22 protein-coding genes and 1 other RNA gene are annotated in these 26,629 nt (G+C 64.1%); 8 read left to right on the top strand and 15 right to left on the bottom strand.

Annotated features, from left to right (window positions below; translation table 11 throughout):
- Positions 1–178: 178 nt before the first annotated feature.
- The 5 genes from FNZ07_RS28125 to FNZ07_RS28105 form a co-directional block, all read right to left on the bottom strand.
- Positions 179–688 carry a disulfide bond formation protein B gene (locus FNZ07_RS28125; protein ID WP_091011468.1) on the bottom strand — a complete coding sequence of 170 codons (510 nt, stop codon included), beginning with the start codon at positions 686–688 and terminating at the stop codon, positions 179–181.
- Between the two features lie 94 nt (positions 689–782).
- Complete coding sequence (locus tag FNZ07_RS28120) at positions 783–2,159, bottom strand: amidase (RefSeq protein WP_091011469.1); 1,377 nt, start codon at positions 2,157–2,159, stop codon at positions 783–785.
- A gap of 6 nt (positions 2,160–2,165) precedes the next feature.
- Positions 2,166–2,843 (bottom strand): GntR family transcriptional regulator, encoded by a 678-nt coding sequence (locus FNZ07_RS28115; RefSeq protein ID WP_091011470.1) that lies wholly within the window; start codon positions 2,841–2,843, stop codon positions 2,166–2,168.
- Positions 2,844–2,957: 114 nt separating this feature from the next.
- Positions 2,958–4,274, bottom strand: coding sequence for an MFS transporter (locus FNZ07_RS28110; RefSeq protein WP_091011471.1), 1,317 nt, complete (start codon positions 4,272–4,274; stop codon positions 2,958–2,960).
- A gap of 7 nt (positions 4,275–4,281) precedes the next feature.
- On the bottom strand, positions 4,282–4,968 hold the full coding sequence (locus FNZ07_RS28105; protein WP_091011472.1) for a DUF2848 domain-containing protein: 687 nt from the start codon (positions 4,966–4,968) through the stop codon (positions 4,282–4,284).
- A 185-nt stretch (positions 4,969–5,153) separates the two neighbouring features.
- On the opposite strand from FNZ07_RS28105, the gene FNZ07_RS28100 reads away from it, so the two are divergent.
- A complete protein-coding gene (locus tag FNZ07_RS28100) occupies positions 5,154–6,911 on the top strand; it encodes a cation:proton antiporter (RefSeq protein ID WP_091011473.1) in 1,758 nt (585 codons plus the stop codon).
- 188 nt (positions 6,912–7,099) lie between these two features.
- Complete coding sequence (locus FNZ07_RS28095) at positions 7,100–8,482, top strand: gamma-glutamyl-gamma-aminobutyrate hydrolase family protein (RefSeq protein ID WP_091011474.1); 1,383 nt, start codon at positions 7,100–7,102, stop codon at positions 8,480–8,482.
- Between the two features lie 44 nt (positions 8,483–8,526).
- On the opposite strand, the gene FNZ07_RS28090 is transcribed toward FNZ07_RS28095, so the two are convergent.
- On the bottom strand, positions 8,527–9,060 hold the full coding sequence (locus FNZ07_RS28090; RefSeq protein ID WP_091011648.1) for a GNAT family N-acetyltransferase: 534 nt from the start codon (positions 9,058–9,060) through the stop codon (positions 8,527–8,529).
- A gap of 330 nt (positions 9,061–9,390) precedes the next feature.
- Here FNZ07_RS28090 and tcuC point away from each other — a divergent pair, with 330 nt between their 5' ends.
- Positions 9,391–10,698 (top strand): MFS transporter, encoded by a 1,308-nt coding sequence (gene tcuC / locus FNZ07_RS28085; protein WP_091011475.1) that lies wholly within the window; start codon positions 9,391–9,393, stop codon positions 10,696–10,698.
- 236 nt (positions 10,699–10,934) lie between these two features.
- Here tcuC and FNZ07_RS28080 read toward each other — a convergent pair whose 3' ends face one another.
- The gene (locus tag FNZ07_RS28080) at positions 10,935–12,908 is read right to left on the bottom strand and encodes a tetratricopeptide repeat protein (protein WP_091011476.1); all 1,974 of its coding nucleotides are present in this window, start codon (positions 12,906–12,908) and stop codon (positions 10,935–10,937) included.
- 187 nt (positions 12,909–13,095) lie between these two features.
- On the opposite strand from FNZ07_RS28080, the gene FNZ07_RS28075 reads away from it, so the two are divergent.
- From FNZ07_RS28075 to FNZ07_RS28065, 3 genes are all read left to right on the top strand, one after another.
- Positions 13,096–13,419 carry an ArsR/SmtB family transcription factor gene (locus FNZ07_RS28075; RefSeq protein WP_177228271.1) on the top strand — a complete coding sequence of 108 codons (324 nt, stop codon included), beginning with the start codon at positions 13,096–13,098 and terminating at the stop codon, positions 13,417–13,419.
- On the top strand, positions 13,416–14,462 hold the full coding sequence (locus FNZ07_RS28070) for a cation diffusion facilitator family transporter (RefSeq protein WP_091011478.1): 1,047 nt from the start codon (positions 13,416–13,418) through the stop codon (positions 14,460–14,462). Before FNZ07_RS28075 ends, FNZ07_RS28070 begins: the two co-directional genes overlap by 4 nt.
- A gap of 93 nt (positions 14,463–14,555) precedes the next feature.
- Positions 14,556–16,292 (top strand): FAD-dependent monooxygenase, encoded by a 1,737-nt coding sequence (locus tag FNZ07_RS28065; protein ID WP_091011479.1) that lies wholly within the window; start codon positions 14,556–14,558, stop codon positions 16,290–16,292.
- A gap of 41 nt (positions 16,293–16,333) precedes the next feature.
- On the opposite strand, the gene FNZ07_RS28060 is transcribed toward FNZ07_RS28065, so the two are convergent.
- From FNZ07_RS28060 to FNZ07_RS28045, 4 genes are read right to left on the bottom strand one after another with little or no spacing between them, the layout of a single operon-like run.
- Complete coding sequence (locus tag FNZ07_RS28060; protein WP_091011480.1) at positions 16,334–16,582, bottom strand: formate dehydrogenase subunit delta; 249 nt, start codon at positions 16,580–16,582, stop codon at positions 16,334–16,336.
- A gap of 10 nt (positions 16,583–16,592) precedes the next feature.
- Positions 16,593–19,538: a formate dehydrogenase subunit alpha gene (fdhF, locus tag FNZ07_RS28055; RefSeq protein ID WP_091011481.1), complete on the bottom strand. Its 2,946-nt coding sequence runs from the start codon at positions 19,536–19,538 to the stop codon at positions 16,593–16,595.
- A 14-nt stretch (positions 19,539–19,552) separates the two neighbouring features.
- Positions 19,553–21,118 carry a formate dehydrogenase beta subunit gene (locus tag FNZ07_RS28050; RefSeq protein WP_091011482.1) on the bottom strand — a complete coding sequence of 522 codons (1,566 nt, stop codon included), beginning with the start codon at positions 21,116–21,118 and terminating at the stop codon, positions 19,553–19,555.
- A complete protein-coding gene (locus FNZ07_RS28045; protein ID WP_091011483.1) occupies positions 21,115–21,633 on the bottom strand; it encodes an NAD(P)H-dependent oxidoreductase subunit E in 519 nt (172 codons plus the stop codon). The genes FNZ07_RS28050 and FNZ07_RS28045 overlap by 4 nt, the downstream gene beginning before the upstream one ends.
- A 134-nt stretch (positions 21,634–21,767) precedes the next feature.
- Here FNZ07_RS28045 and FNZ07_RS28040 point away from each other — a divergent pair, with 134 nt between their 5' ends.
- Together FNZ07_RS28040 and FNZ07_RS28035 are read left to right on the top strand one after the other, a co-directional pair.
- The gene (locus FNZ07_RS28040; RefSeq protein ID WP_091011484.1) at positions 21,768–22,847 is read left to right on the top strand and encodes a substrate-binding domain-containing protein; all 1,080 of its coding nucleotides are present in this window, start codon (positions 21,768–21,770) and stop codon (positions 22,845–22,847) included.
- Between the two features lie 161 nt (positions 22,848–23,008).
- On the top strand, positions 23,009–23,281 hold the full coding sequence (locus tag FNZ07_RS28035; RefSeq protein WP_091011485.1) for a hypothetical protein: 273 nt from the start codon (positions 23,009–23,011) through the stop codon (positions 23,279–23,281).
- 273 nt (positions 23,282–23,554) lie between these two features.
- Here the strand turns inward: FNZ07_RS28035 and ssrA are convergent.
- The 4 genes from ssrA to ompA form a co-directional block, all read right to left on the bottom strand.
- Positions 23,555–23,924: a transfer-messenger RNA gene (ssrA, locus tag FNZ07_RS28030) on the bottom strand.
- Between the two features lie 120 nt (positions 23,925–24,044).
- Positions 24,045–24,758, bottom strand: coding sequence for a phosphoglycolate phosphatase (gph, locus tag FNZ07_RS28025; RefSeq protein ID WP_091011486.1), 714 nt, complete (start codon positions 24,756–24,758; stop codon positions 24,045–24,047).
- Between the two features lie 37 nt (positions 24,759–24,795).
- Positions 24,796–25,494 (bottom strand): bifunctional 2-polyprenyl-6-hydroxyphenol methylase/3-demethylubiquinol 3-O-methyltransferase UbiG, encoded by a 699-nt coding sequence (gene ubiG, locus FNZ07_RS28020; RefSeq protein ID WP_091011487.1) that lies wholly within the window; start codon positions 25,492–25,494, stop codon positions 24,796–24,798.
- Positions 25,495–25,683: 189 nt separating this feature from the next.
- Positions 25,684–26,331 carry an outer membrane protein OmpA gene (gene ompA / locus FNZ07_RS28015; RefSeq protein ID WP_091011488.1) on the bottom strand — a complete coding sequence of 216 codons (648 nt, stop codon included), beginning with the start codon at positions 26,329–26,331 and terminating at the stop codon, positions 25,684–25,686.
- Between the last annotated feature and the right edge of the window lie 298 nt (positions 26,332–26,629).

Here is a 26,629-nt window from a genome sequence, read left to right as displayed (position 1 = left end):
GCCGCGGAATGGGCCGGGTCAAAGCGGTGACGCCGGACCTGTCAACGCTGCGCGGCCACGCAAACGCCGCTGACCCCGCGGCGCCGGCATCGCGGGCTCCGCCGCAGCCGCCCCACATCGACCGGCAGTACAGCGGACAGGCCGTCCGGCAACGAGCGCGCCGGGCGGCAACCCCGAATCAGCTGATGCGGCGCCGGTTACGCACGAGACTGCGCACGAGCGGCACGAACGCGACGACGAAGCCGAGCAGCGACCACATCGGCAGCGTCAGGCCGAGAATCGGCGGATAGGCGGTTTCGCAAAGGCCCGCCACCTTGAACACGCCGGGCAGCCAGTGCGCGGGCGGCAGGCTGTCGACGACCGGTTGCAGCGCGTCGAACCCGCAGCTAAACCCCGGGTTCGCCTGCACGTAGACGTGTTTCGCCGCGGTAGCGATGCCGGCTGCCGCCGACAGCACGGCCAGCAGTTCGAGCAGGCGCACGCCGCGCCAGCCGCGCAGCCGCGCGCCGAGGAACGCGAAGATCGCGATCAGCAGATAGAAGTAGCGCTGCATGATGCACAGCGGGCACGGGTCTTCGTGCTTGAAGTACTGGAGGTACAGCGCGCCGGCCACCAGCGCAAGACAGATGAAACCGAGCAGGACCAGCAGGGAGCGCTCGCGGCGCAGGACGGCGTTGTCGTTGTTCATGGATCGATCGTGTGGCGGTCGGTGAATGCCGGGGGAGCTCCCCCAGGCGGGTGCCCGCGATTCTAGCGCGAACCCGGGCCACCGCGCCTTTCGTCTAACGGATCGTCGTCAGAACGGCCTCGGCGGCCCGGCCGAGGGCCAGCAGCGCGTCGTCGTTGTGCGGGGCGCCCGCCAGCATCAGGCCGACCGGTGCATCGCCGCGCCGGTGGCAGGGCAGCGACAGCGCGCACGTATCGAGGAAGTTGAACGCGCTCGGATTGCGCAGGATCAGCGCGTTGGTGCGACCGAATGCCTCATCGTCGTCGATCAGGTCGGCGACGCGCGGCGGCACGACAGGCACGGTCGGCGCGACCACCGCGTCGAAGCGCTGCCACAGCGCGCGGGCTGCTTCCAGCATCGCGTGGCGTTCGGCGAGCAGGTCAAGATAGTCGGCGGCGCTGGCCGGCTGGCCCTTCAGGATCCGGACCAGCACGCGCGGATCGTAGAGGTCGCGATGCTTTTCCAGCAGCGGCCGGTGCCAGGCGTACGCTTCGATCGGCGAAAAGCCGAAGCGGTTGATTTCCGCCAGGCGGTCGAGCGGCGCGAAGCGGACTTCCTTGACGATCGCGCCGGCGGCTTCGAGATGCTTGAGCGCCATATCGACAGCTTCGGTGACCGCCGGCTCGACACCGTCCGTTACGTAGTTGGTTAACACGCCGAGGCGCACGCCTTCGAGCGGCCGGGCGGCCGGCACACGCGGTTCCAGCCCCGCCAGCATCCGGTCCACCAGCGCGCAGCACGCGACCGACACGCCGATCGGCCCGAACGAATCGAGCGTTGACGACAGCGGCACGCCGCCTTGCTTCGGAATCCGCTCGGCGGTCGGTTTGAAGCCGGTCAGACCGCACAGCGCGGCCGGGATGCGGATCGAGCCGCCGGTGTCGGTGCCGAGCGCAATCGCCGCCATGCCGTCGGCGACCGAAGCCGCCGCGCCCGACGAAGACCCGCCCGAGATCCGTTCGTCGCCGGGTTCGCTGCGCCGGTACGGCGACAGCGGATTCCCGTAATGCGGATTGAGCCCAAGCCCTGAAAACGCGAACTCGCTCATGTTGGTGCGCCCGACGATCACCGCTCCCGCACGCTTCAGCCGCGCGACGGCGATGGCATCGGCGGTGGCGGGCGGCGCATCGGCGAGCACGCGGGAACCCGCGCGCGTCACCTGGCCTTCGATATCGAACAGGTCCTTCACCGACACCGGAATCCCCGCGAGCGGCGACAGTACGGTGCCCGCGGCGCGCAGACGGTCGTGCGCATCGGCGGCCGCGCGGGCGCTGTCGGCATCGACATGCATGAAGACGGTCGATCCCTGGCCTGCCGGATCGGCGATCCGTTCGAGCGCGGTTTCGACGAGCGCGCGGCTCGTGGTGCGACCGGCGGAGAGATCGGCGGCGAGTTGGGCGAGCGGCGGGAAAGGTGTGAAATCGGTGGTCATGGTCGTTCAGATCCGGTTGAAAAGCGTCGCGCGGAACGCTTCGATATGACGCTGCACGGACTGGCGCGCGCCGTCCGCATCGCGTTCGCGCAACAGGCGAAACAGTTCGAGATGCTCGTCGTGGACGTCTTCGAGATGGTGCGGCTCGGACAGCGAGATGAACCAGAAACGCAGCGAGCGTTCATGCAGTCCACGCAGGATGTCGGCGAGCACCGCGTTGCGCGAGGCGGCGGAAATGGCCAGATGGAACTCGCGATCGATGTCCATCATCCCTTCGACGTCATGCGCCGCGACGCAGACCGCCGAACGTTCGAGCAGCGCTTCCATCGCTTCGAAATCCTGCGCCTGCGCATGGCGCGCCGCGAGTTCGACGCAGTAGCTCTCGTTGACGAGCCGCACATCGATGATCGCGAGCACGTCGTCGAGCGAGACCGGGCGCACCATGATGCCCTTGCGCGGCATGATCGTGAGCATGCCTTCGTGAACGAGCCGGTGCAGCGCCTGGTGAACGGGAGTGCGACCGATGCCGGTCAGCGCCATCAGTTCGGCTTCGTTGAGCACTTCGCTTGGGCGCAGACGCATCGTGATGATCTCGCGCTTGACGAAATCGTAGGCCTGTTCGGCGAGGCTCGCGGCGTTCTGTGGCTTGGGGCGAGCGCTGCGGGAAGTCTGCGGGAGCGTCATGAAAAGGAGTGCGGTCGGTGTGGCCGCATTGTAGAACACGGCTGCGCGGCAAACAGGGCGCAGCGGGCCCGCGGACTCACCGCGCTGTCGGCGCTGCGAGCTGCGGTGTGAGTATTACGCCGCACTCGTCGCACCGTGCAGTACCTTCACGCGCGGCATCGCGAGCGTGACAAGTCCACCGACGATCAATGCACCAGCGATCAATAGCAAGCCGTAAGTCACGCTATGCGTCGCATCCTTGACGATGCCGAGCACATACGGGCTCACGTAGCCGGCCAGATTCGCAATCGAATTGATCACGGCAATGCCGGCGACCGCAGCCGTACCTTGCAGAAACGTCGTCGACATCGACCAGAAAATGCCGAAGCCCGCGAGGATGCCGACGTACGCGATCGACAGACCGGTTACGGCAAGCGGAATCGAGTTCGTGACTGACGCACTGCCGATCAACCCAGCCGCGCCAAGGAAGCAGCACACCGCGTAATGCCACCGACGCTCGCCCGTCACATCCGACGAACGGCCGATCAGGATCATGCCGATGCCCGCCGCGAGATAGGGAATCGCGGTGACGAAGCCGTTCGTCAGCAGGTTCGTCACGCCGAGGTCCTTGACGATCTGCGGCAACCAGAACGAGAAGCCCGCATTGCCGGTGACGAGACAAAAGTAGATCAGCGTCAGCAGCCAGAAGCGACTGGAGCGCAGCGCGACGGCAAGACTGTGTTCCGCGCCCGCTGCGGCCGCGACGCTGTTTTCGCGGGCGAGCCGGCCGAGGATGGCGTGCTTTTCTTCGGCGGTGAGCCAGGCGGCGTCGGCGGGGCTGTTGCGCAGCACGGCGAGCGCCCAGAAGCCGGTCAGGATCGACGGAATGCCTTCGATCAGGAACATCCACTGCCAGCCGCGCAGTCCGTGCGCTTCATGCAGCGCCGACATCAGGAACCCCGACAACGGCGCACCGATGATGCCCGCCACCGGAATCGCCGCCATGAACACGGCGACCATCCGCGCGCGCCGGTCGGACGGAAACCAGAACGTCAGATACAGCACGACGCCCGGCACGAGACCGGCTTCGGCGACGCCGAGGAAAAAACGCAGCACATAGAACGTGGTCTCCGAATGCACGAACATCATCGCGCACGACAGCGCGCCCCACAGGATCGTGATGCGGGCAATCGTGGCGCGTGCGCCGAAGCGCTTCAAAAGCAGATTGCTCGGCACCTCGAACACGAAGTAACCAAAGAAGAAGATCCCTGCACCGAGCCCATAAGCTGCATTCGACAGGCCGAGGTCGCCGGTGAACTGCAGCTTCGCGTAGCCGATGTTCACGCGGTCGAGATACGACAGCACATAGACCAGAAACAGGAACGGCATGATGTGCCAGGTGATCTTGCGCAGCGCGCTGGCTTCGGCGGAAGCGGCGGGAGTGAGGTTCATGAAAGACTCATTCGACGATGGGTAATGCGCGCACGCGATACGCGTGGCGCAGCGTGCGGTTCAGCACGGGGTCATGCAGTTCGAGTTCGAGCGCATCGCCGTCTCCCATCCCGACGATGCCGCCGATCACCGCCAGCGTGCCGCAGAACATCGCCGCGCCGGCCGGCACCGGTGCGCGTTCGAGCAGATCGGCGGCGGCGAGCAGCGAGGCCACGCTGCCTTGCTGGTACAGGCGACGCTCGCCGTTCAGTACGGCATGCGCGCGCAACTGCAACTGATCCCAGTGGCCGACGACGTCGTCGAAGCGCCACGCATCGCGTGCTACTGGCTTCGGGCAGATCTGCTTCGATACGGTTACGCCGTAGGCTTCGACTTCGCGGTCCGTGTGGTCGGAGCCGATCGTCACGAGCAGTCCGTCGGCGCTATGGACCAGCACGCACTCGGCTTCGCCGCTCGATTTCGTGCCGACCACGTCGATCTGTTCCGCCTGCGTGAGCAGGCCGGCGCCGAGACGGTAGAAGAGCGGTGTCGTGGACGGGCGTTTGACGCCGAGCGCGGCGAGTTCGGCGATGTGATGCTCGATCGCCGCCTGGTCGCGGCCGGCCCAACCGGCGATCGTCAACCGGTTGAGATCGACGGTGGACGGGGCGCTCGTTCCCGAGCGGCTCACGACATTGAACGACACCTGCGACATGACTGAACTCCAGATTGAATATGCGATAGATATTATTGTGATATTTCACAGACGTCCAGTCTGTCAAAAACATTCCTTGAGATGACTTAGGCCGTGCGCAGGATGCCGGACGGCCTAAGTCCGGCACGTCGCACACGTGCGTTACTATTCGGTCTCGACATTACTTTTTGTAAGGAAAGGCGCCCATGCACCACGGAATCGGCTTCATTCAGGATCTGGCGGTCGTGATGGCGTTTGCCGGCGTCGTCACCGTGCTGTTCCATCGCCTGAAGCAGCCGGTGGTGCTGGGCTATATCGCGGCGGGCGTGATCATCGGGCCGTACACGCCGCCGTTCCAGTTGATCCACGACGAGGCGACCATCCAGACGCTCGGCGAACTCGGTGTGGTGTTCCTGATGTTCTCGCTGGGGCTCGAATTCAGTCTGCGCAAGCTGTTCCGGGTCGGCGCGACCGCCATCGTCGCGGCGCTCTCGGAGATCGTGCTGATGCTGTGGATCGGTTACGAGATCGGCAGTGCGTTCGGCTGGAGCCCGATGGATTCGTTATTTCTCGGTGCGATCCTCGCCATCTCGTCGACGACGATCATCGTCAAGGCACTCTCCGAACTGGGTCTTAAGCGCGAGAACTTCGCGCAACTCGTGTTCGGCATTCTGATCGTCGAGGACATCCTCGCGATTGCGATGCTCGTGCTGTTGTCGGGCATCGCGCAGACCGGTCAACTCAGCGCGGGCGTTGCACTGATGACGCTCGGCAAGCTGCTGCTGTTCATGACCGTGTCGCTGGTGGTCGGCATTCTGGTCGTGCCGCGTGCGCTCAATTACGTGGCGCGTTCGCGCAGCGACGAGATGCTGCTCGTATCGGTGCTCGGTTTCTGTTTTGGCTTCTGTCTGCTGGTCGTGAAGCTCGACTACAGCATCGCGCTCGGCGCGTTCCTGATCGGCGCGATCATGGCCGAGTCGCGGCACCTGCATCGCATCGAGCATCTGATCGCGCCGCTGCGCGACGCGTTCTCCGCGATCTTCTTCGTGACGATCGGCCTGATGCTCGATCCGCGCATCCTCGTCGACTATGCATGGCCGATTGCGGTGATCACGGTGGCGGTGATCGTCGGCAAGATCGTGTCGTGCGGCCTCGGCACATTCCTCGCGGGCAAGGACGGGCGTACCGCGATGCGCGTCGGCATGACCGTGTCGCAGATCGGCGAGTTCTCGTTCATCATCGCGTCGCTTGGGTTGACGTTGAAGGTGACGAGCGCGTTTCTGTATCCGATCGCGGTGGCCGTGTCGGCGCTGACCACGTTGTTCACGCCATATCTGATCCGCGCCGCCGATCCGATTACGCAGCGTCTTGGCCGCGCGATGCCGGCTACGCTGGCCAACGTGTTCGGTATGTACTCGCAATGGCTTGGTAGCTTGCGGCCCGCGAGCAACGAACCGACGCTGCTCGGCATGACGCGGCGGATCGTGCTGCAGATCGCAGTGAACCTCGCACTCGTCGCGGCGATTTTTCTCGGCGTTTCGTATGGTGCGCCGCATGCAAGCGACTTCCTTGCGCACTGGGTGAATTCGGAGCCACTGCAGCGCGTCGTGCTGTGGAGCGGGGCGCTGCTGGTGTCGCTGCCGTTTCTCGTCGCGGTCTATCGCAAGACCAAATCGCTCGCGTTGTTGCTCGCGGAAGTCAGCGTACAGCCGGCGAAAGCGGGGCGCTTCACGAGCGCGATCCGCTATGCGATTTCCGACCTCGTGCCGATCGTCTCGATGGTGGGGGTATTCCTGCTGGTGGCGGCGCTATCGGGCGGCATTCTGCCGCCGACCGGTCTGCTCGTCGCCGTACTCCTGTGCGCGGCATTGCTGGTGGCATTGCTGTGGCGCTGGTGCGTGAGAATTCACGCGACGTTGCAGATCGCATTGCGCGAAACGTTCGAGGAACAGCCTGATCCGTGAAGCGGGTTGCCAGCCAGGTGCCACCGAAGTACTACCCAGGCAGGCCCGGCTGAGGCTGTGACGGTCGTCATGTGACAGAAACACACTAATGTGAGCAATTGTGTGCTGGTTTGCCGGGCACTCCTGGCTGAAGGATAATGGGTTCACATCCATTCGTTCGCGTGTCCAGACGCGCCTGTGCCACCGCCATGAGCGAAAACAAACCTGATCAGCCTGCCGTACCGGGCACCCCCTCTCCCTCCACCGCCCACCCGGATGCCGCGAAGCCGGCGCCACCTCCGTCTGCTACACCACCGGTGCAAGCCGCTACCGAAGCGTCATCGACCGATTCACCCGTCAGTGCCTCGAACGTCACGCCTGCCGATCCCGGCGCCGCGCAGCGGCAAGATGCGGCCGAAGCGCGTGCTTCCGCTGCACAGGCGACTGCAAGGCAGGAAGCCGAGGTGCGCGCGCGGACCGGCGGTGCACATGCGAACCAGGGTGCCGGCGCGGAAGCAACCGCAAATGCCGGCGCGAGCCCCGGCGAGGTGTCGGCGGCCGGGGCGGAACAGGCCAGTACCAGCGATGTCCCTGGGGAAACCGCGGCAGCCGCATCCGCTGCGCGCGCCGGTGCACCGCCACCCGGTTTCGGCGCGGCGCCGGATTTCAGCGCATCGAATCCGCCGCCGCCCAATGCGATACCGCCAGGCCAGCCCGCGTACCTGAAGCAGGCCGATTCCGCGTGGTCGGTGTTTGGACGGATCGTCGCGGCGCGGGCGCGGCGCATCTTCGATCGTGCCGGCCAGCGCATCACGCAACGCACATTACGCATTGGTGTCTCCGCACGGATCTTCCATCCTGAGCCCGGTGCGAAGGGATTGCGCGGCAAGACGCTGCAATACCTCGAGGAATCGATTGCGCACTGGGTGATGTCGCGTGATGTGCTCGTGTTCATGATCCCGACGGTCGGTCATCAGGGCATGCTGCACCCGAGCAACATTCGTCTGCGCGATTACGCGAAGCATCTCGATGGGCTGCTGCTGCAAGGCGGTGCGGATGTTTCGCCGCAGTCGTACACGGAGGCCGCGACGCATCCCGAATGGCCCGGCGACCGCGTGCGCGATATGTACGAACTGGAACTGCTGCACGAGTTCGTCGAGTCGGGCAAACCGGTGCTCGGTGTGTGCCGTGGGTGCCAGCTCATCAACGTCGCGTTCGGCGGCACGCTGTATCAGGACATCGCCACCGATGTGCCGACCGCCGCCGTGCACGTCAACGAGCACTACGACCAGCATCGCCACTCGATTCATTTCCCCGATGGCTCGACGCTCGCGAACATGTTCCCGGGCCGGCGCGAGGCGATCGTCAACTCGATCCATCACCAGGCGGTGAAGACGCTCGGGCGCGATCTGAACATCGAAGCCGTGTCGGCGACCGACGGCATCATCGAAGCCGTGCGCTACCGGCGTGCGCCGTTCGTGGTGGGCGTGCAGTGGCATCCGGAGTTTCATCGTGCGGGTGGGCCGGAGCTGCTCGATTGCACACCGTTGCTCGATACGTTTTTACGCGTCGCGCGCGAGACGCGTTTCTAGCCGCGGGTTTTCAGGTGCGATAGCGGAGGGGCGACCTGTGAAACTCAGGTCGCCGTTGCTCGATCGAGCCGATAGATATAACGCAGCGCGGTGATATCGATGCCGCCCATCTGATCGGGCTCCGCGCCCGAGAACTGCCAGCCCTGGCGCTCATAGAAGCGGATCGCGGGCGTGTTGCCTTCGAGCACATATAGATAGAGCTGTACCGCGCCCTGAGCGCGTGCCCAGTCCTGGGCGGCGCGCATCAGCAGCTTGCCCGCGCCGATCCCCTGATGCGCGGGGAGCGCATGCAGGTTGTCGAGGAGGACGCCCCAAGGCGTGTCGATCTGACGTTCCACACAGACAAAGCCGATCGCTTCGCCGTCACGTTCGGCGATCAGCACGATGCGCCGTTCGGCGCCCGGCGCGTTCATCCGGTCGAACCAGTAGGCCGCGCGTTCTTGCGCAACTTCGCTGTCGAGAAAGGCGTCGGGCAGCAGCCCGCGATAGGTGGCCTGCCAGCTCGCGGCGTGGATCGACGCGAGCAACGACGCGTCATCGACAGTGGCGGGGCGCAGCGAAACAGAAACGGTGGACATCGAGGCAGGATTGGGTCGAAACAGACGAACGCAGAGTGTACCGCCGCAACTGGCGTGCGCGTGTGAACCTTCGCCTGCCGAGCGGTATGCGGCGCGACGCAGCGCAAACTGGCCGCGGGAACGGTAATATTCGAGTCGCTGATGATGCTCGCGTGGCCCCATGTTTACCCTGATATCGCAGCAATAACCGCAGCGTCAAAATTCAGCGCCCCTGGCGCGTGTTCCAGCTTGTCCGCCCCGGGCTATCCACTTGCCGATGCAGTGGATTGTCGTTAGTTAACTCCCCGATCCTGCCACCGTCCGCCGGCAACGGGCTCACCCGAGAGTGTCATGTCTACTGCGTCCCACGCGTCTCACGCGTCTTCCGCCGAGGAATCGAAAGTCCGCACGGTGTTCCGCGTCGTCAGCGGGAATTTCCTCGAGATGTACGACTTCATGGTCTACGGCTACTACGCGTCCGCGATTGCCAAGACCTACTTCCCTGGCGGCAGCGAATTTGCGTCGCTGATGCTGTCGCTATCGGTGTTCGGCGCCGGCTTCCTGATGCGTCCGCTCGGTGCGATCGTGCTCGGCGCGTATATCGATCACCACGGCCGGCGCAAGGGCCTGATTCTCACGCTCGGCTTGATGGCGCTCGGCACGCTGACGGTGGCCGCGATACCGGGCTACGCGACGATCGGTATTCTCGCGCCGGTGCTCGTGCTGCTTGGGCGTCTGCTGCAAGGGTTCTCCGCGGGCGTCGAACTGGGTGGCGTGTCGGTGTATCTGTCCGAGATCGCGACGAAGGGCCACAAGGGCTTCTATTGTTCGTGGCAGTCGGGTAGCCAGCAGGTCGCGGTGGTGTTCGCGGCGCTGATCGGCGTGCTGCTCAACAAGCTGTTGCCGGCCGACCAGATGACGGCGTGGGGCTGGCGCGTGCCGTTCCTGATCGGCTGTCTGATCGTGCCGTTCCTGTTCCTGATCCGCCGCTCGCTGAAAGAGACCGACGAGTTTCTCGCGAGGAAGCATCGCCCGTCGATGGGCGAGATCATGAAGTCGATGGCGCAGAACTGGGGCGTGGTGCTGGGCGGTATGGGCATGGTGATCATGACCACCGTGTCGTTCTACATGATCACCGCTTATACGCCGACGTTCGGCAAGGAAGTGCTGAAACTGTCGTCGCTCGATACGCTCGTCGTGACCGTCTGTATCGGTCTCTCGAATCTGATCTGGTTGCCGCTCGCGGGCGCGTTGTCGGATCGTATCGGTCGCCGGCCGGTGCTGCTTGCGTTCACGATCCTCACTATCCTGACCTCGTACCCGGCGGTGCTGTGGCTCGTGGCGGACCCGTCGTTCGGCCGTCTGCTCACCGTCGAATTGTGGCTCTCGTTCCTGTACGGCAGCTATAACGGCGCGATGGTTGTGGCGCTGACCGAAGTGATGCCGGCCGACGTTCGCACTGCGGGCTTCTCGCTTGCCTACAGTCTCGCGACGACGATCGGCGGTTTCACACCGGCCATCTCGACGCTGTTGATCCACTCCACGGGCAACAAGGCTGCACCTGGTTTGTGGATGGCCGTGGCTGCGGTATGCGGGCTGATCGCGACGCTGATGCTGTATCGCACGCCGGAAGCGCGGAATCAGTATCGAAACGCGTAGTGGCGAGCGGTGCGTGAGCGGCGTGCCGCTCGATAGTGACTTGCTGGTGTTGAACTGAACCCCACTTGCCTTTGCGGCGCGTGGGGTTTTTCTTTGGCGGTTTGATGTTGCTTAGGTGCTGGACGAGTGCTGGCTAAGTGTCGCTTGGGTGCCGTTTAGGTACCGTTTAGGCGCAACGTCCAGGCAGTGTTTAGTTACCACTTAGGTGCGGCCAGGGTGCCGTGTAACGAAAGCGTCTAGCCGTCACGCAGCGCGCGCGCGACCGTTTCCACAACTTCATCCCACGCACCTGGCCGCGGCTGGCGCACGAGCCGCGCGCCGGGATACCACGGGCTGCGCGTGTCGTCGGTGAACCAGCGCCAGTCCGCGGCGAACGGCAGCATCAGCCAGAGCGGCCGATGCAGCGCACCGGTCAGATGAGCGATCGACGTATCGATCGAGACCACCGCTTCCAGCCGTTCGACGATCGCCGCCGTGTCGGCGAAATCGACGATGCGTTGTCCTGTCCGCTGACCCATGCGATGAATCGATGCGGCCCGCGGGTGTGCATCGAGTGCCGCATGATCTTCCTCGCTCAGATCGGGTTGCAGCACGATCCAGTCGATGCCTTCCAGCGCGAACAGCGGGTCGAGCGCCGCGAGCGGCATCGCGCGGTTTTCCTGCTGCTGGATGCGGCCCGACCACGCGAGCCCGATCTTGCGCTTCGCGTGTCCGCCCAGCGATCCGCGCCATTTGCGCTGATAAGCAGGCGGCACGGTGAGGTAGGGCGCGCGCGCGGGGATCGTGTCGAAGGTCGTGCCGAAGGCGAGCGGCAGGCTCGGTAGCGGGCAGTGCAGATCCGCGTTCGGCCGCGACGTGCCTTGCGCGATCAGCGTGACGCGCCATGCGCGCGCTGCGGGTTCGAGTATCGGGATCAGTTGCGGCTGCACCTCGAGTATCACGCGCGCCGCACGCTGTGCGAGCTCGGGTACGTAGCGCACGAACTGCAGTGTGTCGCCGAAGCCCTGTTCCGCGTAGACCCGCAGCGTGCGCGAGTCGAGTGGTTCGCCATGCCAGCGCGGCAGGGCGGCTGAGGTGGCCGTCGATGTCGGCGACGGATGCGGTGCGGCAGACACGTGCAGCATATTCTGCCCATTCGCAGCACTCGCAGCATTCGATCCATTCACCACGTTTGACGCGTTCACCGCATCCGCATGCGATACAACCCGCAGTCGCCATTCGTATTCGGGCAACCCACGCGCGAAGTCGCCCAGTGTCAAACGCACGAGCGCGCGATTCATATGCGCAGGCGCGAGCTCGGGCCGCAGACGCAGCGCCTGATCGAATGCGCGCAGCGCCGCCGCGTGCGCGCCGAGCGCGTGGTGCGCCGTGCCGAGGCTCAACCACGCAAACGCAAACTGCGGATCGAGACCGACCGCGCGCTCGAAACGCGGTAACGCCTGCGCGTGCTGGCCGAGTGCGGCGAGCGCGTTACCGAGGCCGAACAGCGCGGGCGGCAGATTCGGTTGCAGCGCGAGTACGGTTTCAAATGCATCGATGGCTTCGCGATGCTGGCCAATTGCATCGAGCGTGTTGCCGAGATTGAATTGCGCGGCGACGAAGCGCGGTTCGGCGGCGAGCGCCGCGCGAAATTCGACGATCGCTTCGTGCGGCTGATTCAGCGCATTGAGCGCCATCCCGAGATTGTTGTGCGCGCCCGCGTGGCCAGGGCGCAGTTCGAGCGCGCGACGAAACGATGCGATCGCCTCGCGATGCTCGCCCAGCGCATGCAGCGCGTTACCAAGATTGTTGTGCGAGGACGCGTCCTGCGGTTGCAGTCGCAGCGACTTGCGAAACGCGTCGGCAGCGTCTTCGTGCCGACCGGTTGCCGCATACGCATTGCCGAGGTTGTAGTGCGCCATCGGAAAGGTCGGCGCGAGCGTCAATGCATTGCGAAACCGTTCGATTGCACTGTCCAGCTGGCCCATTGCCTTCAGCGCATTGCCGAGGTTCAACTGCAGCGCGGCGTCGTCCGGGCGCAGATCCGCGGCGCGGCGCACGAGGTCGGCCGCTTCCGCGTGCTGGCCCTGCTGGTGGCGCAGCACGCCCAGCAGATGCAGCGCATCGACATGTACGGGATCGGCGTCGAGCGTCGCGCGGTAATCGCGCTCGGCGTCGGCGAGGCGGCCGTCAAGATGTGCCGCGTACGCGCGGTCGAAAGCAGGTTCCATGACGGAAAAGGACGGATCGGGTGAGGCAGAGCGCGCATTTTCCCACACTCGCCGAGCCGTTCCGCGATTTGACCGGTCAAGTGGCATCGGCTAACATGTGAATACCTGTTCATATGTTATTTCCATGCTGTCCGGTTCTCATGTAATTCATGTAATAACCGGGCGCCAGACTTCTGCCGATACCTCCATGCTGCCTGCCGTCGTCGACGATCGCGTCGTGCCCATTGCCGATCTGTTCCGCCTGCTCGGCGATCCGACGCGGCTGCGTATCGTGCTCGTCTGCGTGGACGAAGAGCGCGCCGTGGGCGCGATTGCCGATGTGCTCGGACTGTCGTCGTCGCTGGTCAGCCATCATTTGCGGTTGTTGCGCGCGGCGCGGATCGTGCGCGCGGAGCGTCAGGGCAAGCAGGTGTTCTACCGTGCGGCCGACAGCCATATCAGCAATATGCTCGCGGACATGCTGGAGCACGTCGCCGAACCGGCCAACGAACTTACCCAGGATACAGAATGACGAATACGCCAGCCGCCGGCGAACACGAGCACGGCGACGATCATGATCACGATCACGAAGCGCATGCCGGCCATGACCATGACAATGACCACAGCGGCCACAATCACGGCGGCCATGACCACAGCCACGGCGGCCACAGCCATCACCATCATCACGCGCCGGTGCAGGGCCAGGGCCGCGCATTCGCACTCGCGGTCACGCTGAATATCCTGATCGTCGTCGTACAGGCCGTCTACGGTGTCCTCGCGCATTCGACGGCGTTGCTCGCGGATGCGGGCCACAACCTCTCGGACGTGCTCGGTCTGCTGCTCGCGTGGGGCGCGATCTGGCTCACCGCGCGCCGGCCGTCGGCACGCTACACATTCGGCTTCGGCAGTTCGTCGATTCTCGCGTCGCTCGCCAACGCGGGGTTGCTGCTGTTCGCATGCGGCGTGATCGTCGCCGAGGCGATCAACCGCCTGCTGAACCCGGCGCCCGTAGCGGGATTCGACGTGTTCGTCGTCGCCACCATCGGCATGATCGTGAACGGTTTCTCCGCGTGGCTTTTCATGCGCGGCCAGGAGAAGGACCTGAATGTGCGCGGCGCCTTCATGCATATGGCCGCCGATGCCGCCATCTCCGGCGCCGTTGCGGTGAGCGGTCTCGTCATTCTCGGCACCGGCTGGACGTGGCTCGACCCGGTGATGAGCATCGTCGTGGTTGCAGTGATCGTCTACGGTACGTGGGGTTTGCTACGCGATTCGATCCGACTCGCGCTCGATGCCGTGCCGCCCGGTGTCGACCTGCAGCGCATCCGCAGTTTTCTCGCGCAGCAACCCGGCGTCACCGATGTTCACGATCTCCACGTATGGGCGTTATCCACCACGGGTAACGCGCTGACCGCGCATGTCGTGATGCCCGCGGGCCATCCCGGCGACGCTGCCGTCGACGGCATGGTGATCGCGCTGCGCGAGCGCTTCGAGATGCATCACGCGACGTTGCAGGTCGACCTCGGTACGAGCGATCATCACTGCACGCTCGACAGGCCGCCGCGTTCGCATTGACCATACCGAACCAGCGTATGCTTTGATGCGCCGCGTAGAAGGCCGGCTACACGGCGGCGTACACTAGCGACGTGTTCATCCGCGGAGGCCAGCATGACAGCTGCTTCCTTCGATGCAGCGCCGGTGCTGATCGTCGGCGCGGGTCCGACCGGGCTCGCCGCAGCGATGAGTCTGGCCCGTGCGCACGTTCCCGTCCGTCTGATCGACAAGGCGTTGCAACCCGATCCGCATACGCGCGCAATCGGCATCCAGGCCCGCACACTCGAACTCTTCGAGCAACACCGGATCGTCGAGCCGTTTCTCGAGCTTGGTCATCGAGCGCGCGCGGCGAATCTCTACTCGAACGGTCACCGGCTCGTCCAGCTCGATTTCGATCCGCTGCAGACGCGTTATCCGTATCTGCTGTTCCTCGACCAGTCCGTCACAGAACGATTGATGACCGGGCATCTCGCGACGCTCGGCGTTACCGTCGAGCGCGGCGTCGAACTGACGACGCTCACACAGAACGCCGCCGGTCTGAGCGTGAACGTGCAGCGTACGGACGGTCATGCCGAAACGTTGCACCCCGCCTGGTTGATCGCCGCCGACGGCGCGCACAGCTCGATCCGCAAGCAGCTCGGCATGAGCTTTGCCGGCAGAACCCTCGCGCAGACTTTTCTGCTCGCCGATCTGCACGCGGACACCGAATGGCCTACCGACGAGTTCCATATCTTCGCGTCAGGCGAGGGAATTGCCGCGCTGTTTCCGATGGGCGATGGCCGCCATCGATTGATCGCCGATCAGGTGGCGGTACCGGTTGCGGGCAACCTTAAAGGTGACGGCGAAAGCGAAGCCGCACAGACACCGCCGGTGCCGTCGCTCGACGAGTGCCGAGAGATCGTCGAGCGGCGCATTCATCATCCGGTCGCGCTGTCGGCGCTTGCATGGTCCGCCTGCTTCCACGTGAACAGCCGCATGGTCGAACAGCTGCGCATGGAGCGCGTCTTTTTCGCCGGCGACGCCGCGCATGTGCACAGTCCGGCGGGTGCGCAGGGCATGAACACGGGCATTCAGGAAGCCTTCAATCTGGGCTGGAAACTGGCGCGCGTGCTGAAAGGCGACGCGCCGGATCGGCTGCTCGACACGTACCACACGGAGCGTCATCCGATCGAACGCGAGGTGCTGCGGCAGACCGGTTTCGTCATGCAACTCGCGCAGGCCGATCACGGGCCGCTCAAGCTGCTGCGCGAACGCGTGATGCCGGCGCTTGCCGCGCTCGGTCCGCTGCGCGATGCGGCCCGTCGCCAGGTCAGCGAACTGGCGCTGCAGTATCCGCGCTCGCCGCTCACGCTCGAGCGCGTGCTCGACGGTGGCCCGCATGCCGGAGCGCGTGCGCCCGATGCGCTCGTGCATGTCGTCGATGGGCCGCTCGGACGTGTGCCTGGCACTGGGTGCATATTCGATCTGCACGATCCCGCGTTCTTTTCGCTATTCCTGCTGGTTGCCGCGGACGAAGGGGGAGAGGGTGGGGCCGGTGGCTTGGGATTGAACGACTCCGCCTCGACTTCAGAAGCGCCGCGCGACAGCGCGCTCGATCAGCTTGCGGCAGCGGTGGAGCAGGCGTTACCCGATGCCGTGCGCGTGTGGCGCGTGACGGATATGGTCGGCGATGGAGCGTTGTCGTTGAGCGATGCGTATGGTCGTACGCGTCCGTCGTTTTATCTGGTGAGACCCGACGGGTATATCGCCGCGCGCGGCCGGCCGTCGTCGGATCTGCGCGCGTTACAGCGCTACTGCGATGCGTGGTTTACGAAGAATGCATTGGCTGGAGAAGAGTCGGAGGCCGGTTAGGCGTGACGTAAGCCGGCACCACCCATATCGGGCGTCGTGCCTCAAACAACAGCCGGGGCCACCGGCGTCAGCGACGCGCGATGCCGCAGCAACGCCTCGCGAACGATCGCCGACATCTCGTTGTCCGCGGGCGGCTGGTCGAGCGTCGCCAGCAATGTGCGGCGCATGCGCGGCTCCCAGAAGCGGCGAATATGATCGGCGATACCGTCGAGCGCTTCCTCGCGATCCGGCATCGACTCGAAAAACTCGCCGATCCGGTTCGCCATATCGATCAGGTTCTGTTCATCCATCGCCTGTCCTTTATTTACCGATCGTCGCGTTTGCCAGCTCGCCCGTGCGCAGCAGGTCGAGCTGCTCGGCGTTAAAGACCGAGTAGTCCTTCTGCCACTGCGATGGTTGCTCGACTGGCATCACCTGAACGGCCGTGACCTTGTATTCGGGGCAGTTGGTGGCCCAGTCCGAGCTATCTGTAGTGATCACGTTCGCGCCCGACTCGGGGAAGTGGAACGTCGTATACACGACGCCCGGTTGCATCCGCTCGGTCACTTTCGCGCGCAGCACGGTCTGGCCCGCGCGCGATTCGATACCGACCCAGTCGTCGTTGCGAATACCGCGTTCTTCCGCGTCGTGCGGATGGATTTCGAGCCGGTCTTCGTCGTGCCAGCGCGAATTCTCGGTGCGCCGTGTTTGCGCGCCGACGTTGTATTGCGAGAGGATGCGCCCGGTGGTCAGGATCAGCGGGAACTTGCGCGTGACTTTTTCCGGCGAGGCAATGAACTTCGTGATGACGAACTTGCCCTTGCCGCGCACGAATTCGTCGATGTGCATCGTCGGCGTGCCGTCGGGGGCCTGCTCGTTGCACGGCCACTGAATACTGCCGAGCTGGTCGAGCTTCGCATACGACACACCATGGAACGTCGGTGTGAGACGCGCGATCTCGTCCATGATCTCGCCCGGATGCGCGTAGTCCATCTCGTAGCCGAGCGCATGCGCGAGCAGCACTGTAACTTCCCAGTCCGCGTAGCCGGCGAGCGGCGGCATCACCTTGCGTACCCGCGAGATGCGGCGCTCGGCGTTGGTGAACGTGCCGTCCTTTTCGAGGAAAGTCGAACCGGGCAGCAACACGTGCGCGTACTTCGCCGTTTCATTCAGGAAGATGTCCTGCACGACGATGCATTCCATCGCCGACAACGCAGCCGATACGTGGTGCGTATTCGGATCCGACTGCACGATGTCTTCGCCCTGGCAGTACAGGCCCTTGAAGGTGCCGTGCACGGCGGCGTCGAACATGTTCGGAATCCGCAGGCCAGGTTCGGGCTGCAGCGTGACGTTCCAGGCGTCCTCGAAGAGTGCGCGCGTGATCGAATCGCTGATGTGGCGGTAGCCGGGCAGTTCGTGCGGGAACGAACCCATGTCGCACGAACCCTGCACGTTGTTCTGGCCACGCAGCGGATTGACGCCGACGCCTTCGCGACCGATGTTGCCGGTCGCCATCGCGAGATTCGCGATGCCCATCACCATCGTCGAGCCCTGCGCGTGTTCGGTGACGCCGAGTCCGTAATAGATCGCGGCATTGCCACCGGTTGCGTAGATGCGCGCGGCTGCGCGCACCTGGTCGGCGGGGACGCCGGTCGTTGCTTCGGTCGCCTCGGGCGAGTTTTCGGGCAGCGCGACGAACGCACGCCATTGTTCGAACGCGCGCGTTTCACAGCGCTCGGCGATGAACGCTTCGTTCAGCAGGCCCTCGGTGACGATCACATGCGCGAGTGCGGTGACGATTGCGACGTTGGTGCCGGGCATCAGTTGCAGATGGTGTACGGCTTTCACGTGCGGTGTATCGACGATATCGATGCGGCGCGGATCGACGACGATCAGTCGTGCTCCTTCGCGCACACGGCGCTTCAGACGCGACGCGAACACCGGGTGGCCATCGGTCGGATTCGCGCCGATCACCACGATCACATCGGCTTTTTCGACCGAGCGGAACGTCTGCGTTCCGGCGGATTCACCGAGTGTCGTCTTCAACCCATAGCCGGTCGGCGAATGACAGACACGCGCACAGGTGTCGACGTTGTTGTTGCCAAACGCAGCGCGTACGAGTTTTTGTACGAGATAGGTTTCCTCGTTCGTGCAGCGCGACGACGTAATACCGCCGATCGAATCGCGACCGTGCTTGTCCTGGATGCGACGGAATTCCGATGCTGCATAGCTGATCGCTTCGTCCCAGCTCACTTCGCGCCATGGGTCGGTGATCTTCGCACGGATCATCGGCTTCGTGATGCGGTCCTTGTGCGTCGCGTAGCCCCACGCGAAGCGGCCCTTCACGCATGCATGGCCTTCGTTTGCCGCGCCGTTCTTGTTCGGCACCATGCGCACGACCTGGCTGCCCTTCATCTCGGCCTTGAACGAGCAACCGACGCCGCAATACGCGCACGTCGTCACAACCGAGTGTTCGGCCTGGCCGAGCATGACGACGCTTTTTTCCTGCAGCGTCGCAGTCGGGCAGGCGGCGACACACGCACCGCACGACACACACTCCGAATCCATGAACGGCTGGTTCTCGCTTGCGGCCACGCGTGATTCGAAGCCGCGGCCAGCGATGGTCAGCGCGAACGTGCCTTGCGTTTCTTCGCAGGCACGTACGCAGCGATTGCAGACGATGCACTTCGACGGATCGTAGGTGAAGTACGGGTTCGACTCGTCTTTCTTGTCCTTCAGATGGTTCGCGCCGTCGAAGCCGTAGCGCACTTCGCGCAAACCCGTTACCCCGGCCATGTCCTGCAGCTCGCAATCGCCGTTGGCGGGACAGGTCAGGCAGTCGAGCGGATGATCGGAGATGTACAGCTCCATCACGTTACGGCGCAGCGACTGCAGGCGATCGGTCTGCGTGCGCACCTTCATGCCCGCTTCGACCGGGGTCGTGCACGAGGCCGGATAGCCGCGCCGTCCTTCGATCTCGACGAGACACAGGCGACACGAACCGAACGGTTCGAGCGAATCGGTGGCGCAGAGCTTCGGTACGTTGACGCCCGCTTCGATTGCGGCGCGCATCACCGATGTGCCGGCCGGCACGGTCACGGCCTCGCCGTCGATTTCGAGCGTGACGTCGACATCCGCGTAACGCAGCGGCGTGCCGTAGTCGGTCTCGTCGAGCGGCGAGCGGATGGCGCGTTGCTGTGCCTGCGATTTACAGCTGCAGTTACCTGAGCCGCAGCCGCCGGAAGGAGAATTGAGCGTATCGGACATAGGGAGCTCTCTCTTCAGGCCGCCGCCGCGTTAGCGGCTGCCTGGACACTATCGAGACCGAAGTCTTCGGGGAAATGATCGAGTGCGGACATCACCGGGAACGGCGTCATGCCGCCCATTGCGCACAGCGAACCGGACACCATCGTGTCGCACAGGTCGCGCAGCAACTGAACCTGGCGCGTCGACGTGTCGCCGTTGCGGATGCGCTGAATGACTTCGACGCCGCGCGTCGAGCCGATCCGGCACGGCGTGCATTTGCCGCACGATTCGAGCGCGCAGAAGTGCATCGCGTATTGCGCGAGTTCGGCGAGATTCGACGTGTCGTCGTGCACGACGAGGCCGCCGTGGCCGACCACCGCACCGACCGCCGCGTACGCTTCGTAATCCATTGGGATGTCCCACTGGCTCTCGGGCAGATACGTACCGAGCGGGCCACCCACCTGGACCGCGCGTGCGGGCCGGCCGCTTGCAGTGCCGCCGCCATAGTCGAACAGCAGTTCGCGCAGCGTGACACCGAATGCGAGTTCGACGAGACCGCCTTGCTTCACATTGCCCGCGAGCTGGAACGGCAACGTGCCGCGCGAGCGGCCCATGCCGAAGTCCTTGTAGAACGCTGCGCCCTTCGCAAAGATGATCGGCACGGTAGCGAGCGTGATCACGTTGTTGATCACGGTCGGCTTGCCGAACAGCCCGGAGAGTGCGGGCAGCGGCGGCTTCGCGCGAACGATGCCGCGCTTGCCCTCAAGCGATTCGAGCAGCGCCGTTTCTTCGCCGCACACGTAGGCGCCGGCGCCTTTTGCGACGAACAGCTCGAAGCGATGCGCGGAGCCGAGCACGCTGTCGCCGAGCCAGCCGGCGGCACGTGCTTTGGTGATAGCGGCTTCGAGCGTTGCGATTGCATGCGGGTATTCGCTGCGCACGTAGATATAGCCCGCCGTCGCGCCGGTCACGATGCCCGCGATCGTCATGCCTTCGATCAGCACGAACGGATCGCTTTCCATCACGAGTCGATCGGAGAACGTACCCGAATCGCCTTCGTCGGCGTTGCAGACGATGTACTTCTGGTCCGCCTGCGCGCCGCGCACGGTACGCCATTTGATGCCGGCCGGGAACGCTGCGCCGCCGCGCCCGCGCAGGCCCGATTCGATCAGCGCGGCGCAGGCGGCGTCGCCATCGGTAGTGAGCGCGTTGCGCAGACCTTCGAGGCCGCCGTGGGCGACGTAGTCGTCGGTGGAGAGCGGGTCGGTGATGCCGATGCGTGCGAAAGTGAGACGCTGCTGTTTCTTCAGATACGGAATCTCGTCGACAAGGCCGACGTGGAGCGCATGCGCACCGCCCTCAATAAAGCTCGCATCGAACAGCGAAGCAACGTCCGCGACGTCGACATTCGCATAGCCGACACGACCTTGCGGTGTGTCCACTTCGACGAGCGGCTCGAGCCACAACAGTCCACGCGAACCGTTGCGGACGACGTCGAGTGCAATGCCACGACGGGCGGCTTCCTGCGCGATCGACGCAGCAAGTGCGTCGGCGCCGAGCGCGAGCGCCGACGAATCGCATGGAATAAACACGCGCGTCATGCTGTTTGCTCCATGTGGTCATTCGTGCTGGCGGCGACCGTACTCATGGCGGCCTCGAAGAGGGCATCGAATTTTTGCGGCGTGACTTTAGCGTGCAACGTACCGTTGATCGTCATCGCTGGCGACAGTGCGCACTGGCCGAGGCAATACACGGATTCGAGTCCCACCGCGCTGTGCTTGTTGTGTTCGCCGTGCGCATCGTTGAAGTGGCAACCGGTGCGCGCTTCGATGTGTTGCGCAAGCGCTTCGGTGCCCATGCTGCGGCACGCTTCGGCGCGACATAGTTGCACCGTGACCGGCGCGGGCGGTGCGGTACGGAAATGGTGGTAGTAGGTGATGACGCCATGCACTTCGGCACGCGACAGGTTCATCGCGCGGGCAAGCGGTCCGACCGCGGCCGGCGGCACGAAACCGGTTTCGTCCTGGATGGCGTGCAGCACGGCGAGCAGCGACATGCCGGGCTGCGCGTGACGCTGCACGAGCGCCTCCGGTGCGAGGGCGGTGGGGTCGTCCAAGATGGGGCTCCTCCGAAGTCAAATATGCACACATGATTCATAATGCGCGCATCCCTGCTTCATTTATTTGGCGTGGATAAAGCGTACGATAGGCGGCGAATAGCGCTTGTGCAATAGGAGGCGGTGCAACATATATGATCAAGATCGAATGCCGGGCGCAACTGGTCGTGCGCGATGCGGACGGCCGCGAAGCCAGCCTGACGGATGTCGTGCCGCTGCTGGCTTTTGTCGATGAAGCGGGCAGCATTGCCCAGGCTGCCACGCTCAAGGGTTTGTCCTACCGTCATGCGTGGGGCTTGCTGCGCAGCATCGAGGAGCGCCTGGGCGGTCCACTGATCGCGAAGGAGCGGGGCCGCGGCTCGGTGCTGTCGGAACTGGGACAGGCGGTGCTGCGCTCGCAGCGCCTGTGCGGCGAACGGCTTGGCGGCAACATGCAGGCGCTCGCGAGCGAAGTAGCAAGCGATCTGAACCGCTGGCTCGCTCCGCCCGCCGACGATGTGAGGATCCACGCATCGCACGGTTACGCGGTCGCGACGCTGGTAACCGCGCTCGTCGCTAACGACGTACCCGTCGACATCAAGTATCGCGACAGCGCGGAAGCCGTTACGGCGCTTGCGCGCGGCGAATGCGATCTGGCCGGGTTTCATGTGCCGCGCGGCGAATTCCGTACGGCGTGTGCAGACACATACCGCCGCTGGCTCGATCCGCAGCGTCACGTGCTGATTCATCTGACGCGGCGCAAACAGGGGCTTTTTCTGGCGCGCGGCAATCCGAAGCGGATCGGCGGATTGGGCGACCTGTCGCGCGACGACATTCGCTTCGTCAACCGGCAGCCCGGCTCCGGCACGCGGCTGCTGCTCGATCTCGCGTTGCGCCGCATCGGTATCGATCCCGATCGGGTCAACGGTTATGCATCGGCGGAACTGACGCATTCGGCGATCGCGGCGTTTGTCGCGAGCGGCATGGCGGACGTCGGCTTCGGTGTCGAGCCGGCTGCGCATCACTTCGGGCTCGACTTCATTCCAGTCGTCGACGAGGACTATTACTTCGCTTGCGATCGGACGCGACTGCAGCGGCCGCCGCTTGCGACCGTGATCGATTTGCTGCGCGGCGAGCCGTTCGTGAGCAGCGTCGCGCGGCTCGCAGGCTACGATCCGGTTGAATGTGGAAAAGTATTCGATCTGGATGCGGGGTTGCGCGGCACCGACGCGTAACGGAGCGTGCCGTTTCGGGCGATTCGCTGTGCGCCGCGATGAGCGGGTAAGTTCAGGTAACAATCGGGGGCGCGTCGGCGCTGCATCGCGGGATAGTTTGCGATACTCTCTAAACTTCGCACTCCGCTTTAGTTGCGCGGTTTTTGCCGCGCCGAATCGACATGAAATTGCTCATCCAGACATGCATCGCCGCTGCCGCCGCAGGCGCGGTACTCGCAACGGCATCGGTTGCTTTTGCACAAAATTCGCCGGGCGTGCCCGGAGGCATCCTGCAGGACGAATTCCGTTTGCAGGAACATCCGCAGTTGCCGTTTGCCGCGTCCGCTCCGTCGAACAAATATCAGAAGGGCGCGCCGTCGAAAATGCGCCGCAAGGGCGATGACGGCGATCCGGATGGTTGCAATCTTCAGTGTCCTAGCGACAGTACCAAGTAGACTTGTGTTGTCCGGCGGTGCTGCGCGGCCCGAAAGCGCTTGCCGCGTTGTGAGCCTGGATCGACGGTGCGACATGATGTCGCGTCTCTGCAGCCGTTGGATCGTCAGGACAAAAAAGCCCGCTCATCGAGCGGGCTTTTTACTGGGAAGTTCTGGCGGAGCCGACGAGATACAGGCGCGCCAACACTCCCGACGCAGGTCGTCTGCTTCGTGTGTCAAACGGAGGGAAGGATCCAGCGGGCGCGCAGCGCACGAATGCGCTGCGCGGAATTGTGGTGGAGGCGGCGGGAATCGAACCCGCGTCCAGAAGCACTCTACGACCAGTTCTACATGTTTAGTTCTGTCATTTGATTTAGCCGCAGCGACGCGGACGAACACGCTGCACTACGGCGATTCACTAATTTTTCGACCCGGACGTCGTGACGCCGCCAAGGCTTAACTGACGTATATGACCTCTGTCGGTATTGCTACCGGTCTTGCGACACTAGCCCGTCAGTGAACTAGGCAGAGGACGGCGGCCCTTAGGCTGCCAGTGCGAACGTATCGTCGTTTGCAGTTACGTTTTTCCCATTGATTAACGAGGTGACGGGTCCTCGACATGCCCTAGCCGCTTCGCAACCCCTGTCGAAACCAGGTCGCCCCCGCAGAAGGATGACCCACAGAGAACTGCGGGCCAATATGCATTCTACAAGAGAGCGCCTTCTCGCGCCACTGACCCTTCTACACTGGCTGTCGGGCAAGGGCAGGGCAACCGCGCCGCGGGTTAACCGATCTCGCGCAGCAGCCGCTGCAGTTCCGCAGGCGAATCGACGACATGTTGCGCATGCCAGCGTGTCGGCGGCAGGTCGGTGCCGCAGTAGCCGTAGGCAGCTGCAACGGTCACCATGCCCGCCGCGAAGCCCGCTTGCACGTCGCGCAGATCGTCGCCGACATAAACGATCCGCTCCGGCGCGATACGCAGCTCGCGCGCGGCATGCAGAAGCGGTGCGGGATGCGGCTTCGCATGCGGTGTCGTATCACCGCTCACCACACTCGCTGCGCGCGTATCGAGACCAAGCAGCGCGACGAGCGGACCGGTCAGCCGGGAGGCCTTGTTCGTCACGATGCCCCAACGCACGCCGCGCGCATCGAGATCGTCGAGCACGGCATCGATGCCGGGAAAGAGCGTCGTTTCGATGCACAGATCCGCTTCGTAGTTCGCGAGAAACTCTTCGCGCATCGACGTGAAGTCGAGATGCTCGGGGCCGATCGAAAATGCTCCACCGATCAGACCGCGCGCGCCTGCGGATGCAAGCGGGCGCAGCGTTTCGAGCGGCACCATCTCGAGGCCGCGTTCGTGGCGCATCTTGTTGACGGCAGCTGCGAGGTCGGGCGCGGTATCGGCGAGCGTGCCGTCGAGATCGAACAGGACAGCCTGGCAGAGGCCAATCGACGCATCGTCGCCTTCACGTTGCGGCAGGGGCGTGGGGTCGCTCATGGGATTCCCGGGGGAAGGTGTCGCGTGTGGGCGCGGGTCAGGCTTCGCGACGACACGCGAGCATGTAGTTGACGCTCGTATCGTCGGACAACGCGAAATGCTTGCTGAGCGGACGGTAGGCGATACCTTTGATCTCCTGCGTATGCAGGGCAGCGGCCCGTACGAATCCGGCCAGCTCCGACGGGCGAATGAAGCGCGCGTAGTCGTGGGTGCCCTTCGGCAGCATCTGCGCGAGGTATTCGGCGCCGATCACCGCGAACAGATACGACTTGACGTTGCGATTGAGCGTCGAGAAGAACACCCAGCCGCCCGGCTTCACGAGTGTCGCGCATGCGGCGACGACGGCTGCCGGCTCGGGCACGTGTTCGAGCATTTCCATGCAGGTCACGACGTCGTAGGTGGCGGGTTCGCGGGCGGCGAGGGCTTCGGCGGCGATTTCTTCGTAGTCGACGGTGACGCCGCTTTCGAGGCTGTGCAGATCGGCAACGCCCAGTGCCTGCGACGACAGGTCGATGCCCTTAACCGTCGCCCCCAGTCCGGCCATCGACTCCGACAAAATGCCCCCGCCGCAGCCGATATCGAGCACCCGCTTACCGGCAAGCGCCGCATGCGCGTCGATCCACTTGAGCCGGACGGGATTCAGTTCATGCAGCGGTTTGAATTCGGCGTTCGGATCCCACCAGCGATGCGCGAGATCGCTGAATTTCTGCAGTTCGTGGGGGTCGGCATTGGTCATGGGAGAAGCGGCCTGTAGAGCGGGTGGGCGGGCGATCGAGGATAAACCCGAGTATATAGGCCGACGATCAGGGCGGCAAAATGCCGCGGTCGCAGCGGACGGGCCCGGAGGGCCGGAGCAGTGCGCTGCAGAAGCACATAAAAAAAGCCCCGCCGAAGCGGGGCTTTGATACTGCAGTAATTGTGTCGCTTACTGCTTCGAAGTACCGACAACTTCGACTTCCACGCGGCGATCCGGTGCGAGGCAGGCGATGAGTTGCTTGCGGTTGCGCTGGTTGCAACCCGTCGTAACCGGGTTACGCTTGCCCTTGCCTTCCGTGTAGATGCGGTTGGCTTCGATGCCACGGCTAACCAGGTAAGCCTTCACAGCTTGAGCACGGCGCAGCGACAGACGGTCGTTGTACTTGTCCGAGCCGATGCGGTCGGTGTAACCCGTTGCCACGACGACTTCGAGGTTCACGCCCTGAATCTTCGAGGCGAGGTCGTCAAGCTTCGCCTTGCCAGCCGGCTTCAGGATTGCCTTGTCGAAGTCGAACAGTGCGTCGGCTTGATACGTGATCTTCTGGCTGGTCAGAGCCGGCGGCGGCGGCACGTTAGCCGGCGGGGTCGGAGCCTGGGCGACCAGTGCGCCATCGCACTTCGCGTTAGCCGTTGCCGGCGTCCAGAACGCGTCGCGCCAGCAAAGCTCGTTCGTGCCGTTCATCCACACGTATTCGCCGGTACCGTTCACCCAGTTGTCGTTCACGGCTTGTCGCGATGCCGGCACCGATTGTGCCGAAGCCGATGCAGCCATTACTGCGGTAGCTGCAATGAACGCGAGCTTTGAAAGTTTATTCATATTTCTCCTCTCGAAATTGAGATTACCGCAGGTTTACTGCGAGCCTGTTGACGAAGACAAGTCATACATTGCTCGAAGTATAACATTGGTGCGGAACAAAAAACGTGCTGTGTAGACTTCGAGCCGTGTCTAACTCTTTGTGCGTTGGCATTTTGCCATATCGTTCCCTTCCAACGATAAAAAAATCCTGTTCCCCCGATCAGCCCCCCAATTGTGGTGCAAGCGCAACAGAACGTTAACTGGCGCAAGAGCCCGCCGGCCGTGGTTTTGCGCCGTTTCGGGGTCAGCACTTTCCGGG

Source organism: Paraburkholderia megapolitana, from assembly GCF_007556815.1.
Taxonomy (GTDB): Bacteria; Pseudomonadota; Gammaproteobacteria; order Burkholderiales; family Burkholderiaceae; genus Paraburkholderia; species Paraburkholderia megapolitana.
The sequence above is the reverse complement of the archived record's forward strand: the minus strand, read 5'-3'. Positions and strand labels throughout refer to the sequence as shown.